Here is a 14,686-nt window from a genome sequence, read left to right as displayed (position 1 = left end):
AAAATTTTAAATGTACACTAAAATACCTCATAAAAGATACGAGCACACATTAGCTTTTTTAAAAAAAACACTACCAAGTCCAGCTACAGTTTTAGATTTGGGTATTAGAAATCCTTTTTCTGAAATTATGGAACAAAATGGCTATATTGTTATTAATACTGAGGGAGAAGATTTAGATTTATTGCCAGAACTTGTAAATAGATATGATGTAGATGCAGTTACAGCTTTCGAAATTTTCGAGCATTTACTGTCGCCTTTTAGTGTTTTAAAAGAAATTAAAGCGACAAAACTAATAACTACAATTCCTTTAAATTTGTGGTTCGCAAAAGCATATAAAAGTAAAACTGATATTTGGGATAGACATTATCATGAATTCGAAGATTGGCAGTTCGACTGGCTTTTAGTAAAAACGGGTTGGAAAATTCAGGAAAAAGAAAAGTGGACAAGTCCGATTAATAAAATAGGATTTAGACCAATTTTAAGAAAGTTTATCCCAAGATATTACGCTGTATATGCAACAAAATAAATACGAAAAACATACTATTTTAATTTTGTTAGATGGGTTTTATCCAGCTGATATTAGAGTTCGTAAGGAAGCCGAATCTTTAGCGGAAAAACATAATGTATATATTCTTTGTGTTAGAAAAAATAACGATGAACAAGAAGAAATTATTAATAAAGTTTCTGTTTTAAGGAAAATACATTATAAAAGTTTTGCCGAAAAAGGAATTATAGATATTAGAATTGCAATTAATTTTATCCATCCAAAATTTCATCAAATTTTACCAGAGATTATTAAAAACAAAGCAATTGATGTTTTGCACGTGCATGATTTGCCACTAGCTAAAACAGGAATGTTAGCAGCTCAGAAATACAATTTAAAATCAGTTTTAGATTTGCATGAAAACTATGCAGCTGCTTTACTTACTTGGTTTTCTTGGAGAAAAAATCCAATTATTAGATTAAAAAATAAATTGTTTTTTAATTATAATCGATGGCAAAATTATGAGAATAATATTATAACAAAGTACGATCATATTATTGCTGTTGTAGAGGAAATGAAAGAACGAATTATTAAAGATACTTCTATTAGTTCTAAAAAAATTACAGTAATTACCAATTCAGAAAAAAAGGATTTCGCAACCATTTTCTCTTCTGTAGAAAATTACTTCTTTAAAGATTTTAAAAATCAATTTATAATTTCTTACGTTGGTGGTTTTGGTCCTCATAGAGGGTTGCAAACTGCTATTGAGGGTATACAAAAAGTTTCTAAAGAGATTCCTAATGTATTATTGGCTTTAATTGGCCCTGCAAATAAAGATGTAAAAGAATATTTAGAAAATTTAATTGATAAATTTAATGTTCGAGAGAATGTTGTTATTTATGGAAGTCAACCTTTTGAAAAAGTTGTTGAGATCATGAAAAGCTCATCAATAAATATTATTCCTCATATATCTAATTTGCACACAGAAAGTACAATTCCTCATAAATTATTTCAAATTTTATTATCTAAAAAACCAATTTTAGTTTCAGATTGTGCTCCTTTAAAAAGAATTATTAAAACACACGAAATAGGTTCGATTTTCAAAGCAGGAAAAGCGGAAAGTTTTGCTGAAGAGGTAATTAATATTCATAAAGATTACGAATACGCAACCAAAAAAGCAGAAATAGGTTTTGACATTGCTTTTAATGGAGATTTAAACTGGGAACAAACTTCCAAAAAATTAATCGATTTATACGATAACTTAGAAAATTGAAAGTCTTAATAATTACATATTATTGGCCTCCTGCAGGTGGTTCTGGTGTTCAACGTTGGCTGAAATTTGTAAAGTATTTACAAGATTTTGATATTGAACCTATTGTTTACACAGTAGATAATGAGAATTACCCGAAAGAAGATGCTTCTTTAATAAATGAAATTCCAAAAGGAATAACAGTTTTAAAACAACCTATTTGGAATCCTCAAAATATATTTTTTTGGAAAAAGAAAAATCAAAAAAAAGAGGGAGTTTCAAACCTTAGTAATAATAAAATTTTGTCTTTTATAAGAGGAAATGTTTTTATTCCTGATCCAAAAATATTTTGGGTAAAACCTTCTGTAAAGTTTCTTCAACACTTTCTTTTAGAAAATAATATTGATGTAATTATTTCATCTGGACCACCACACAGCATGCACTTGATTGCTCAAAAACTACGTGCTAAAAACAATATAAAATGGATAGCAGATTTTAGAGATCCATGGACAGATTTGTATTATACCAAAGATTTTAATCAAGGAAAATTTGCACTTAAAAAAAATATAAAACTAGAAAAAGAGGTTTTAAATAATGCAGATTGTATTTTAACAGTTAGTAATTCATTAAAAAAGGCTTTTGAGAAAAATAGCACAAATGTAAAAGTAATTACCAATGGTTTTGATGATGAGGTTTTATTAGAAAAATCAATTGCTTTAGATAATAAATTTACAATTTCTTATATTGGTTTATTGCCAAAACAAAGTAATCCAAAAGTGTTATTTAAAGTTTTGCAAAAGCTATTGAAAGAAAATGAAGAGTTAAAAAATGATTTGCAATTAAATTTTATAGGCGATATTTCTGAAGGTGTAAAAAACGAAATTCAAAAGTATAATTTAGAAATTTTGTCTGATTTTAAAGGATATGTTTCTCATCAAGAAGCTATTTTATATCAAAAAAAATCACAAGTATTATTATTGCTAATTCCAAATGTACCTAATAATGAAGGTATTTTAACAGGAAAGTTATTTGAGTATTTAACAGCAAAACGTCCTATTTTAGCAATTGGAAATGAAAATAGTGACTTGTCAAAAATATTAAAAGACACAAACGCTGGAATTGTTGTAAATTACGAAAATGAAAAAAAACTTACTACCGAGATTTTACGATTGTATGAAAAATATAAATCTGGAAAATTGGAGGTAAACCCTGAAAACATTCAACAATATCATCGTAAAGAGTTAACTAGAAAATTAGCAAAAATCATTAAAAAAATAATTACATAAATGGGTATTGTATTAAAACAATCTTTTAGAAATACACTCTTTATTTATCTAGGTTTTGCTTTCGGAGGTATAAACACATTATTTTTATACACGCGTTTTTTAGAAGATGAATATTATGGGTTGGTTACCTTTCTTTTATCAACTTCTAATTTATTAATGCCCTTTATTGCTTTTGGTATACACCATACAATCATAAAGTTTTATTCGAGTTATTTTACAAAATTAGAAAAAGATCAGTTTTTATCTGCAGTACTATTTTTGCCATTATTAATAGCTTTACCAATTGGTTTTATAGGTAACTATTTTTATGAGCAAATAAGCAATTACCTTTCTGTTGAAAACCCAATCATTAAAAATTACACGTATATCATTTATTTGATTGCTTTTACATGTGCTTATTTCGAGGTTTTTTATGCTTGGGCAAAAGTTCAATTTCAATCGGTTTTTGGCAATATTTTAAAAGAATTATGGAATAGAGTAGTGGTTATGATTTTACTATTTGCTGTTTATTTTCAGTGGATAACCAAACCAGAATTTATTTATTATTTAACAGGTGCCTATTTTTTAAGAATGTTTGTAATGATGTTTTATGCATTTTCATTATACTTTCCTAAATTCAGTTTATCAAAACCTAAAAATTTTAATGAAGTATTACGTTTTTCGTTATATATAATTATGGCAGGTAGTGCTGGAGCTATAATTTTAGATATTGATAAATTTATGATTCCTGGAAAAGAAGCCATAGAAAAGGCTGCTTATTATTCAGTAGCAGTTTTTATTGGTTCATTCATTGAAGCACCAAGTAGAGCCATGTTAAATATTTTACAACCATTAACATCTAAAACTTTAAATGAAGAAAATCATAAAGAGGTTGCTTCATTGTACAAAAAAAGCTCTATAAATTTATTATTAATTAGTGGCTTGTTTTTTGTGTTGGTAAATGCGAATGTAAATCAATTATTTAATTTATTGCCAAAAGAATATGCAGGTGGAGCTTTGGTAGTTTTAATGATTTCTTTTTTAAAGATGTACAATGGTTTTTTAGGAAATAATGGTGCTATTATAAACAATTCTAAATTTTATAAAATAACACTACCAGCAAGCTTAATAATGGCAATTTCTGTATATTTATTAAACAAATTGTTTTATTATGAATGGAACATGGGTACGAATGGTTTGGCTTTAGCAACTTTAATAGTTATAGTATTTGCCAATACTTTTAAGTTGTATTTTGTAAAAAAGAAATTTTCAATCACACCTTTTACCAATAAAACTTTTAAAATGATACTTATAATTGCAGGTTTGTATTTTGGTTTTATTTTTTGGGATTTTCCAATTTCTAATATTTATTTATGGAAGTTTCCTATACACCCAATTATTAATATTATTTTAAAGAGTATTTTAATTACTTCTATTTATTTGTATTTAATCTTCAAGTTAAATATTTCTAACGAGTTTGATTTATTGCTACAAAAATTTTATAAGAGACAATCTAAGTAATCAGTTGCCATGTGCAATAGAAGTGCAATAGCTAAAATTCTTGTTTTTTTAAAAAATAAACCTAAAAAGTAAAAAGCAATAGCAGCATAAGAATGTAGTGGATGAAAATTAATACTACATCTAAATTCTTCAAAAATAGGAGTTGCCAAAAGATGATCTAAATCAATTAGCATACTTGCAATAAAAATAAGGTAAACCTTTTTCCAATTTTTCTTGTAAAAGAAAAAAGCAATAAAAAAAGGCGCAATAAAATGCAAACTATAATGTATGCTAAATTTTAAAGTCATGCAATATTTAAAAAAGGCTTATTATATAAACAATAAGCCTTTTCTTAATTAATTTAGAATAAATTTGGGGGAAATAATACTAACACAAATTTACTCATAATATCAATAATTAAGCTAAACTTATGTTTAGTAATGTAATTATTTAGAATATATTTCTTTACGAATTCTACTCAACTGAACAGCTGTAATGTTTAAATACGAAGCAATATGATATAGTGGTGTTAAGTTCTCGATATCTGGTATTTCTTTTTTTAACTTTAAATACCTTTCTGTTCCGTTTAAAAGAGATAAATCATAAACTTTAGCTTCTAATCGTAAAAATATTTGTTCTAAAACACTCGCATATAAATAGGCTATAGATTTATCTTCTTTTGCTAATTTTTTAAAAGCTTTAAAATTTAAAAAATATACTTCACAATCAGACAAACAATCGTACGAAAATCTTGAAGGTTTGTTTAAAATTAATGATCCTAAAGCACCAGCAGCTCTGTGTTTTGTTATAAAGTTTCTTATGTATTCTTTTCCTTTGTCATCTGTAAAATACGACCTTACTAGACCAGATTTTAAAATGTATACATTTTCAGGAATTTCGCCAGCTTTGGCTATAATCTCTTTTTTTTTAAACTTTTTTGAGTTTACAAGAGATGCTAATTTTTGTTTAGATGTATTTGGTATTTCACCAAAACTATCTAGAAGGTTAAGTAAAGTTTCCATAAACTACTACCTACTTGTATATTTGGGGGGATTTTTTTCAACAAGTAAGGATACTGCAAATTACTAAAATTTTTACAAATAAGAGATGGTATTTGGGCCTTCCATAAAAAGAAGATCTAAAATTGATAAATTTGGTAAAAAACCGTGCTTATCATCAAACATTTGTATATAATTCGGAAAAGCCTTTTTTGGTTGATTTTTCACTTCCGATAAGTATCTAAAATCTTCAACGTCAGAAGTTGTATTGTATTCTTCTGTCTGTTTAAATTCTTCATTTATTTGAAGCGCATCTGCTATAAATAAAAAACTATCTAAATTTACATCATGAAGAAATTTGTATTTTTTGGTAAAGATAACCGCTAAATCATCTTCAAAAAATTCAAAAAAAGGAGAGTTTCTGTAAGCTGTTTGTAACGATTTAAAATGTTGATCTTGCCAAAGCGCATCATTATCAACCAAAGTGTCTTTTGTTTTTTTTCTGCCTGCAGTATTTGGGTGTTTTACTGGTATATTTAATAGCTGCTTACCATTTGTGTTAAAAATATAACAACGGTTTCTATAACTTTGTTTCTGAAAATTATCTTCCATTTCAAAAACAATTTCAGGTGTTTTTACAATTTCTGAATATTGTGAAATTGGCGAAAAATAGGTAGGTATAAACAAAGCCATTAAAAGAGGTGTTTGAAAAAAAAGTATAAATTTTATGTATAAAACTAAGCTTTCTTTTTTCTTCCTTTGTAAACACTATATCCAATATACAAAGCAATTAAACCAAAAACAATATATCTGTAAGAAACAGGCTCTCCATCTCCACCAACAGTGGTAAACATTCTGTCCCAACGAATTGATTTTATTTTTTCACCAAAAGTAGGTGCATCTGCATCCCAACTAAACCAAATCATAACTGGTTTTCCTAAAACATGATCAAAAGGTACATAGCCCCAATAACGCGCATCTAAAGAGTTGTGTCTGTTATCACCCATTAACCAATAATAATCTTGCTTAAAGGTATAAGAATCTGCTTTTTCTCCATTGATAAAAATATCGTTTCCAACAATTGCCAAATCATTGTTTTCGTAATTTTTAATAATTTGCTCATAAAAAGGAAATGTTTCTGCATTAATTTTTACAGTTGCACCTTTTTTTGGAATATAAATTGGTCCGAAATTATCTTGACTCCAACCTAATTTTTCAACATGAGGAAAAATTGCATTGTCCGCACTATGATTTATTTTTGTTACAGATATTGTATTTGGGCTTTTCTTTAAACGTTCAACTTCTTCGTTTGTAAGATTTATGTTTATTTTATTTGCAACATTTTGCATTTTTAAGCGGCTTGCTAAATCTTGTGAAACTTGACCTGCAACTTCTGTGTATAACGAATCTGAACCAATTTTTGTTAAATTTGCTGCTTGTTTAAAGGCTTCTTGAACTCTTGAATCGTTCCAGTATTCATTAGAAATTTTATAAACTCCAGTTCTTTCTTTATCAATTAAAAATTTAGGAAATGTATTTCTATCGATTTGATTTTTTGCTTCGTAAGTATAGTAAAACTGAATTTTTGCTCTGTAAGGAAGCTCGTTTTTCTTTCCATTTATATATACATAACCATCTTTCAGCTCTAAAGAATCACCAGCGATACCAACACAACGTTTTACATAATTTGTTCTTTTATCAACAGGTTTATAAGTGTATTTTCCTGAATTATCTCCCCACATTGTAGCCAAAGAATCTGTAGGCCAATTAAAACAAACAATATCATTGTTTTTAATTTTTTGAAGTCCAGGTAACCTTGTATATGGTAATTGAGGTTTTTTTAAATACGAAGCAGTTCCTGTAAATGGTAAAGAATCGTGTACCATTGGCGCTGCAATAACTGTTGATGGAACTCTTGCACCATAATGAAACTTGCTAACAAATAGATAATCACCCACTAATAATGATTTTTCTAAAGAAGAAGTTGGTATGGTAAAGGGTTGCATAAAATACGTATGCACCAAAGTTGCTGCAATAATGGCAAAGGTTATGGAACTTACCCATTCACCGAGTTCAGAACGTGGTTTTAGGCTTCTATCTGCATTGTAAACTGCATCAGTATTATAGTTGATATAAACAATGTACAATCCAAGCGTTACAATTACTAAAAATGAATCTAATTTTTTATAAAATCCAAAAGTTCTAATGGTTTCAATCCATATAACTGGAAACATTAATAAGTTTACAATTGGAATAAATAGTAAGATTATCCACCATTTTGGACGGTTAATGATACTCATTAAAACAATTCCGTTGTAAATAGGAACAGCTGCTTCCCATGCTTTTCTACCAGCTTTTACATATAGTTTCCAAGTTCCTAAAAAATGAATTATTTGAATTGCAATAAAAAATATAAACCATTGTGTATATGTCATAATAATATATTTTGTTTTGTTCTAAGAAAAGTTTTTAGTTTTTATAAGACGAATTATTAATCAAGTGTTACGCTATTTAACGGATGTTTAACACATCTTTCATAGAGAAAACACCTGTTTTACCTAAAATCCATTCTGCAGCAACTACTGCTCCTAAAGCAAAACCTTTTCTGTTATGTGCTGTATGTTTAATTTCTATAGTATCTACTTCAGAATTATACCAAACTGTATGTGTTCCTGGTACTTCTGGTATTCTTTTTGCAGTAATTGGAATGCTATGTTCAACCGTTTTTTTGTCTAATTCCCACATAGTTTTAGAAGAATTATCAATAATTCCTTCAGCGAGAGTAATAGCTGTTCCACTTGGAGCGTCTAATTTTTTTGTATGATGAATTTCTTCCATAGAAATGTTATAATCTTCTAAATTACTCATCATTTTTGCAAGCTGTTTGTTTAACTCAAAAAAAATATTTACACCCAAACTAAAATTTGAGGCGTAAATAAAAGCTCCTTTTTTTTCTTCACACAAAGCAACCGCATCTTTATATTTATCTAACCAACCTGTGGTTCCAGATATTACTGGAACGTTATTTTTTATACAGTTAGCTATATTATTAAAAGCAGATGAAGGTACACTAAAATCAATAGCAACATCTGCTAAATTAATATCTATAACGTCGTTTACATCTTTTTTTATAACAATTTCATGACCTCTAGAAATTGCAATTTGTTCAATTTCTTTACCCATTCTACCATAACCTAATAATGCAATTTTCATTTTAAAAAGTATATTTAAAAGTTAAACCAACCTTTGGAGCATCAAAAAGCATTGGATCCATAATAAAAGTTGGCTTTAAAGAGAGATTATCATCTGTATTAAATTGTAATAAATGTGCATTTACACTGGCTTCAACAATTTGTAAAACATACAATATAACACCAGATAATAAAGATAAATCTCTGTTTTCTCTAAGTTGTTTTTGAGCTCTTTCTAAAGTAGTATCTGAAACTGTTGTAGAGCCATCATCTAAAGTAAATTCGTCTTGAAAACCAGCCTCTCTTAATCTAAAAGCGGTTCTAAATCTTTTGTATTCACTATTATTTGTTTGGTAGTAATATGTTGGTATTGCCAAAGCAGCCCATACAATTGGTGCTTTCCAGTATTTTTTATTATAAATTTGACCTAATCCAGGAAAAATTGCTGAATAAAAAGCTGCTTTTGCAGGTGCTAAAGGTTTGTATAAACCTTCTTGTACAAACAAATTTTTTTCAACTTTTTCATTTTTTACTTTTGTAGAGTCTTTTTGAGAATACAAATGAAAAGAAAGAATTGAAAGTATTAAAACACATATGTTTTTTTTAAAAAACACTTATTTTAGTAAATTTTTAATTCGATTAAAATCTTCTTCAGAATGAAAAGGGATAGAAATTTTTCCTTTACCATTACTGCTAACATTAATGTTTACTTTATGACCAAAGTATTCACTTATTTCTTTAACACTGTTTTTTACAAAACTAGGTACTGCTTTTTTCTTAGGTTTAGCAATTGTGCCAGATTTTAGGCTTTTTACCAAATCTTCAGTTTGCCTTACAGAAAGTTTTTCGCGTAAAATTTTCTCATAAATGGCCAATTGATCTTCTGTATTTTCTACATTAATCATTGCACGACCATGTCCCATAGAAATAAAACCATCTCTCATTCCTGTTTGTAAAATTGGATCTAATTTTAGCAATCGTAAATAATTTGTTACTGTAGATCGTTTTTTACCAACTCTAGTACTTAATTCTTCTTGAGTTAATTGAATTTCGTCAATTAAACGTTGGTAAGAAAGTGCTACTTCAATTGGGTCTAAATTTTTTCTTTGAATATTTTCAACCAAAGCCATTTCTAGCATTTCTTGGTCGTTCGCAATTCTAATATATGCAGGTGCAGTTTTATTTCCTATTAATTTTGAGGCTCTAAAACGACGTTCACCAGAAACTAATTGAAATTTATTGCCTTCTAATTTTCTAACGGTAATTGGTTGAATAACACCCAACTCTTTAATAGAACTAGCCAGTTCTCTAAGTGCTTCTTCATCAAAATATGTTCTTGGTTGATACGGATTTACATCAATTAAATCCAACTCAAGCTCTACAATATTACCTACTAATTTTTCTGCATTTTTATCGGTAACAGAATTTATATTGGGCGATTCTTTTAAAAGTGCAGACAACCCTCTACCTAAAGCTTGTTTTTTTGTTGCTTTTGCCATTTATGAATTCTTTTTTAGAAGTTCTTGCGCCAAATTTAAGTAATTTATAGCACCTTTACTGGTTGCATCGTATGCAATTATGCTTTCTCCATAACTTGGGGCTTCTCCTAAACGTGTGTTTCTTCTAATAATTGTATCAAAAACCATAGAACTAAAGTGTTTTCTAACTTCATCTACCACTTGGTTTGACAATCGTAAACGAGAATCGAACATTGTAAGTAATAACCCCTCAATATCTAAACTTGGATTGTGAATATTTTGTACACTTTTAATGGTGTTTAATAGTTTTCCTAAACCTTCTAATGCAAAATATTCACACTGAATAGGAATTATTACTGAATCTGCAGCTACTAAAGAATTTAACGTAATTAAACCTAAAGATGGTGCACAATCTATTAAAATATAATCGTAATCGTTTTTTAAATTGTATAACGATTTTTTTAACATGTATTCTCTTTCTTGCTTGTCTACCAATTCAATTTCAATAGCAACTAAATCTATATGCGCAGGAATAATATCTACGTTTGGTGAAGTTGTTTTTAAAATTACATCTTTTGCAGCTACTGTATGCTCTAAAACTTGATAAGTTCCATTCTCCACAGTTTCTACATCAATACCTAAACCAGAAGATGCATTTGCTTGTGGATCAGCATCTATTAACAATACTTTTTTCTCTAAAACACCTAAAGAAGCTGCTAGATTTACACTTGTGGTCGTTTTTCCTACACCACCTTTTTGATTTGCTATTGCAATTATTTTACCCATTAAAAATAGATGAATTTATAAACAGTAAAATTACGTTTTTTTATGTTTTTAGGAAGTGAAAGATGTTAACAAATGTATAAAAATTTAAAACACTGTTGTTGAGTTAGTTGTGTATTTTTTTTAATCCTTTTTGAACAAAAAGTAATAAAAAAAACCGAGCATTAAATCTCGGTTTTAAACTTTTATAATTTGTTTATTTTTTGGGAGTATTTTTCAATATTTCTATTAAAAATTTCCAAAATTTTTGAGTTGAAGAAATGCTTGCACGTTCGTCTGGAGAGTGTGCACCTCTAATTGTAGGGCCGAATGAAACCATATCCATTTCTGGGTAATTTTGTCCTAAAATACCACATTCTAAACCTGCATGACAAGCAGCAACATTCGCTTTTTCTCCGTGTAAGTTTTCGTATAAATTAGCAACAATTTCTAAAATTTCGGAATTTATATTGGGTTGCCAACCTGGATATTCACCAGAAAAAGTTACTTCAAAACCTGCCAATTCAAAAGCAGACTTCAACGAGTTTGCCAAATCAAACTTGTTGCTTTCTGAAGATGATCTTGTTAAACAACCTACTTTTATAGCACCATTTTTAACAATTACTCTGGCAATATTGTTGGAAGTTTCTACTAAACCATCAATATCTGGACTCATCCTATATACACCATTTACAGCAGCATATATAGATTTTATTAAACTTTTACTTGTTTCTTTACTAAGTGAAGTTTCTGGTACTTCTGTAGAAGAAAAGTTTATTTCTAAATTAGGTTCTAACGTTTTAAATTCTTTTTTGATTTTATCTATTTCAAGTAATAGCGAAGATTCAACAAATTTATCGTTGTTTTTATCAGTAACAATTATTGAAGTACTTTCTCTTGGAATAGCATTTCTTAAACTTCCACCATCAATCTCACAAATTTGAATTGCATTAATAACAGAGTAATGTAATCGGTTCATTAATTTATTTGCATTACCTAAACCTTTGATAATGTCCATTCCTGAATGTCCTCCATTAAGACCTTTAACTTCTAATTTGTATGCAATAAAATTTTGGGGTATTGTTTCTTCAGAGTAACTTTTTGTAGCTGTTATATCTACTCCACCTGCACAACCCATTCCAATTTCATCATCTTCTTCTGTATCTAAATTTAGTAAAATATCTCCATTTAAAATTCCGCCTTCTAAACCTTTTGCACCAGTCATTCCTGTTTCTTCATCAATTGTAAAAAGTGCTTCTAAGTTTGGGTGTTGAATTGTATTTGAAGCTAAAACAGCCATAATAGCAGCTACTCCTAAACCATTATCTGCACCTAAAGTAGTTCCGTTAGCTTTTACCCAATCACCTTCAACTCGCATTTTAATACCTTCTTTTTCGAAATCAAAAACAGTATCGTTATTTTTTTGATGTACCATGTCTAAGTGACTTTGTAAAACAATCGTTTTTCTATTCTCAAAACCATTTGTAGCTGGTTTTTTAATGATTACGTTTCCAACTTTATCTACTGAAGTTTCTAAATTTAATTGCTTACCAAAATTTACCATAAATTGAATTATACGTTCTTCTTTTTTTGAAGGACGAGGAACTGCATTTAAATCTGCAAACATATTCCATACTTCTTTTGGAGCTAAATTTCTTACTTCTTTACTCATTGTATATTTTTTAAAATTAAGTATTTACTTATTTTGATTTTTTTAATCAACTGTTTATTTTGAGGATACTAAATTAAGAGATTTCAACGATAGTTTCAGTTAAAGGTTTTCTAACTTTTGCTAAATCTTTCATATAATCATCTTCTGCTCTAAAACCAATTGGTAAAACTAAAGTTGCTGTTAAATTTAGTTTGTTTAACTCTAAAACTTCGTCATATTTTTCTGGAATAAACCCTTCCATTGGACAAGAGTCAATTTTTTCAGATGCACATACTGTTAGTAGATTTCCTAAAGCTAAGTAAGCCTGATTTTTGTTCCAAAGAAACAATTCTTCTTGTGATTTAGAACTAATATCTGCCTTTAAAAACTTCTTAAACGGTTCCAAAATGGTATCTGGTGTATTTCGAATTTGTTTTACCAATTCAAAATACTTTTCAACTTCATTTATCGTGTATTCTTTTGGAACACAAATAACTAATAAATGTGATGCTTCTAGTACCTGTGGCTGATTCCAGGAATGTGCAACTAGTTCTTTTTGAATGCTTTTATTAGAAACAATTATTAATTTTAAAGGCTGTAAGCCATAAGAGGTTGCCGTTAAATTAAAAGCTTCTTTTAAGGTTTGTAATTGCTTTTCTGAAACATGTTTATCCGTATTAAACTTTTTTACAGCATATCGCCATTTTAGGCTTTCTATAATATTCATTTGTCTTCTTTTTTGCAAAAATAGGGCTTTTGAAAAAGACCTTTAAAAGGTTTCTATTGTAAAAATTGATATTATTATAATTTTATTTTTTACCTTGAAGCAAAAATGATGAAAGAAGATTTTTTACATTATGTATGGAAATATAAATGTTTTTCTAAATTCGATTTAAAAACGTCAAATAATGAACATATTTCTATTTTAAAGTCTGGTTTGCATAACAAAAATGCAGGACCAGATTTTTTGAATGCTCAATTAAAAATAGGAAATCATAATTGGGTTGGAAATGTGGAAATTCATTTAAAATCTTCAGATTGGTATTTACACAATCATGAAAAGGATAAAAATTATGACGCTGTTATTTTACATGTTGTTTGGGAAGATGATGTAGCAGTTTTTATGAAAAACAACACACCTTTACCAACCTTAATTTTAAAATATTTTGTAAATGAAAACGTTTTACAGAATTATAGAAATCTCTTATTAAGCCCTTTAAACTGGATTCCTTGTGAAAAAAATATTACCACAGCTAATGATTTTATATTATCTAATTGGAAAGAACGCCTATTTTTTGAGAGGCTAGAACGAAAGTCTGCAACCATAGAAATATTATTAAAAAATGAAAATTATAATTTTGAAGCGGTATTATTTCAATTACTAGCAAAAAATTTTGGATTGAAAATAAATGGAGATGCTTTTTTAAGGTTGGCGCAATCTGTAGATTTTTTAATCGTAAAAAAACTTGGTTTTGACACTCATCAATTAGCATCGTTACTTTTTGGACAAGCTGGTTTTTTAGAAGATAAAATTGAAGATGAATATCATCAACAATTAAAAAATGAGTATGAGTATTTAAAGCACAAATATCAGCTAAAAAATATTTCAAAAAATGAGTTTTCATTTTTTAGAATGCGACCTAATAATTTTCCGACAATTAGAATTGCTCAATTAGTTGCCTTGTTCCATAAACATCAAAATTTGTTTTCAAAAGTTTTGGAAATTAATAAATTAAAAGATTTTTACGAGTTGTTTTCTGTTGAAGTAGATTCTTTTTGGAAAACGCATTATACGTTTGAAAAAATATCAAAATCATCACCTAAAAAATTGACAAATTCATTTATAGATTTATTGATTATAAATACTATAATTCCTCTAAAATTTCTTTATCAAAAAAGTAGGGGAGAAGTAAATGAAAACTTTTTTATTGATGTTTTAAATATGATAAAGCCAGAAAAAAATAACATCATATCTAAATTTGAAAATCTTGGTATTTCTTCAAAAAATGCTTTTGATACACAAGCTTTGTTAGAACTTAAAAATAGTTATTGTACACCAAAAAAATGCCTTTCATGTGCTATTGGAATTCAAATTTTAAATAAATAAA

15 protein-coding genes are annotated in these 14,686 nt (G+C 28.1%); 5 read left to right on the top strand and 10 right to left on the bottom strand.

The window, feature by feature from the left end:
* The first annotated feature begins 10 nt into the window (after positions 1–10).
* Genes FDT66_RS00500 through FDT66_RS00485 form a run of 4 tightly spaced genes read left to right on the top strand, consistent with a single transcriptional unit; the run spans position 11 to position 4,519 of the window.
* Positions 11–526 carry a methyltransferase domain-containing protein gene (locus tag FDT66_RS00500; RefSeq protein WP_138534191.1) on the top strand — a complete coding sequence of 172 codons (516 nt, stop codon included), beginning with the start codon at positions 11–13 and terminating at the stop codon, positions 524–526.
* Positions 513–1,757, top strand: coding sequence for a glycosyltransferase (locus tag FDT66_RS00495; RefSeq protein ID WP_138534190.1), 1,245 nt, complete (start codon positions 513–515; stop codon positions 1,755–1,757). The genes FDT66_RS00500 and FDT66_RS00495 overlap by 14 nt, the downstream gene beginning before the upstream one ends.
* Entirely contained in the window at positions 1,754–3,019 is a 1,266-nt protein-coding gene (locus tag FDT66_RS00490; RefSeq protein WP_138534189.1) for a glycosyltransferase family 4 protein, read from the top strand. Before FDT66_RS00495 ends, FDT66_RS00490 begins: the two co-directional genes overlap by 4 nt.
* Positions 3,020–4,519 (top strand): lipopolysaccharide biosynthesis protein, encoded by a 1,500-nt coding sequence (locus FDT66_RS00485; protein WP_138534188.1) that lies wholly within the window; start codon positions 3,020–3,022, stop codon positions 4,517–4,519.
* Here FDT66_RS00485 and FDT66_RS00480 read toward each other — a convergent pair.
* The 10 genes from FDT66_RS00480 to FDT66_RS00435 form a co-directional block, all read right to left on the bottom strand.
* Positions 4,498–4,806 (bottom strand): DUF6122 family protein, encoded by a 309-nt coding sequence (locus FDT66_RS00480; protein ID WP_138534187.1) that lies wholly within the window; start codon positions 4,804–4,806, stop codon positions 4,498–4,500. The two genes, FDT66_RS00485 and FDT66_RS00480, sit on opposite strands and share 22 nt — an antisense overlap.
* A 138-nt stretch (positions 4,807–4,944) precedes the next feature.
* Positions 4,945–5,520, bottom strand: coding sequence for a Crp/Fnr family transcriptional regulator (locus FDT66_RS00475; RefSeq protein ID WP_138534186.1), 576 nt, complete (start codon positions 5,518–5,520; stop codon positions 4,945–4,947).
* A 72-nt stretch (positions 5,521–5,592) separates the two neighbouring features.
* A complete protein-coding gene (locus FDT66_RS00470; RefSeq protein ID WP_138534185.1) occupies positions 5,593–6,189 on the bottom strand; it encodes a WbqC family protein in 597 nt (198 codons plus the stop codon).
* Positions 6,190–6,233: 44 nt separating this feature from the next.
* Positions 6,234–7,931 carry a signal peptidase I gene (gene lepB / locus FDT66_RS00465; RefSeq protein WP_138534184.1) on the bottom strand — a complete coding sequence of 566 codons (1,698 nt, stop codon included), beginning with the start codon at positions 7,929–7,931 and terminating at the stop codon, positions 6,234–6,236.
* Between the two features lie 76 nt (positions 7,932–8,007).
* Positions 8,008–8,709: a 4-hydroxy-tetrahydrodipicolinate reductase gene (gene dapB, locus FDT66_RS00460; protein WP_138534183.1), complete on the bottom strand. Its 702-nt coding sequence runs from the start codon at positions 8,707–8,709 to the stop codon at positions 8,008–8,010.
* Position 8,710: 1 nt separating this feature from the next.
* Positions 8,711–9,301: a DUF5683 domain-containing protein gene (locus FDT66_RS00455; RefSeq protein ID WP_138534182.1), complete on the bottom strand. Its 591-nt coding sequence runs from the start codon at positions 9,299–9,301 to the stop codon at positions 8,711–8,713.
* Positions 9,302–10,186 carry a ParB/RepB/Spo0J family partition protein gene (locus FDT66_RS00450; protein WP_138534181.1) on the bottom strand — a complete coding sequence of 295 codons (885 nt, stop codon included), beginning with the start codon at positions 10,184–10,186 and terminating at the stop codon, positions 9,302–9,304. It abuts the gene before it with no gap.
* Complete coding sequence (locus FDT66_RS00445; RefSeq protein ID WP_138534180.1) at positions 10,187–10,951, bottom strand: ParA family protein; 765 nt, start codon at positions 10,949–10,951, stop codon at positions 10,187–10,189. It lies immediately after the preceding gene.
* Positions 10,952–11,144: 193 nt separating this feature from the next.
* Positions 11,145–12,599, bottom strand: coding sequence for an aminoacyl-histidine dipeptidase (locus FDT66_RS00440; RefSeq protein ID WP_138534179.1), 1,455 nt, complete (start codon positions 12,597–12,599; stop codon positions 11,145–11,147).
* A gap of 73 nt (positions 12,600–12,672) precedes the next feature.
* A complete protein-coding gene (locus FDT66_RS00435) occupies positions 12,673–13,305 on the bottom strand; it encodes an NAD(P)H-dependent oxidoreductase (protein ID WP_138534178.1) in 633 nt (210 codons plus the stop codon).
* A gap of 105 nt (positions 13,306–13,410) precedes the next feature.
* Between FDT66_RS00435 and FDT66_RS00430 the strand changes: the two genes are divergently transcribed.
* Complete coding sequence (locus tag FDT66_RS00430) at positions 13,411–14,685, top strand: DUF2851 family protein (protein ID WP_317130829.1); 1,275 nt, start codon at positions 13,411–13,413, stop codon at positions 14,683–14,685.
* Position 14,686 lies beyond the last annotated feature (1 nt).

The sequence above is a fragment of the Polaribacter aestuariivivens genome (genome assembly GCF_005885675.1).
Classification (GTDB): domain Bacteria; phylum Bacteroidota; class Bacteroidia; order Flavobacteriales; family Flavobacteriaceae; genus Polaribacter; species Polaribacter aestuariivivens.
This window is presented reverse-complemented; position numbering and strand designations above follow the sequence as displayed.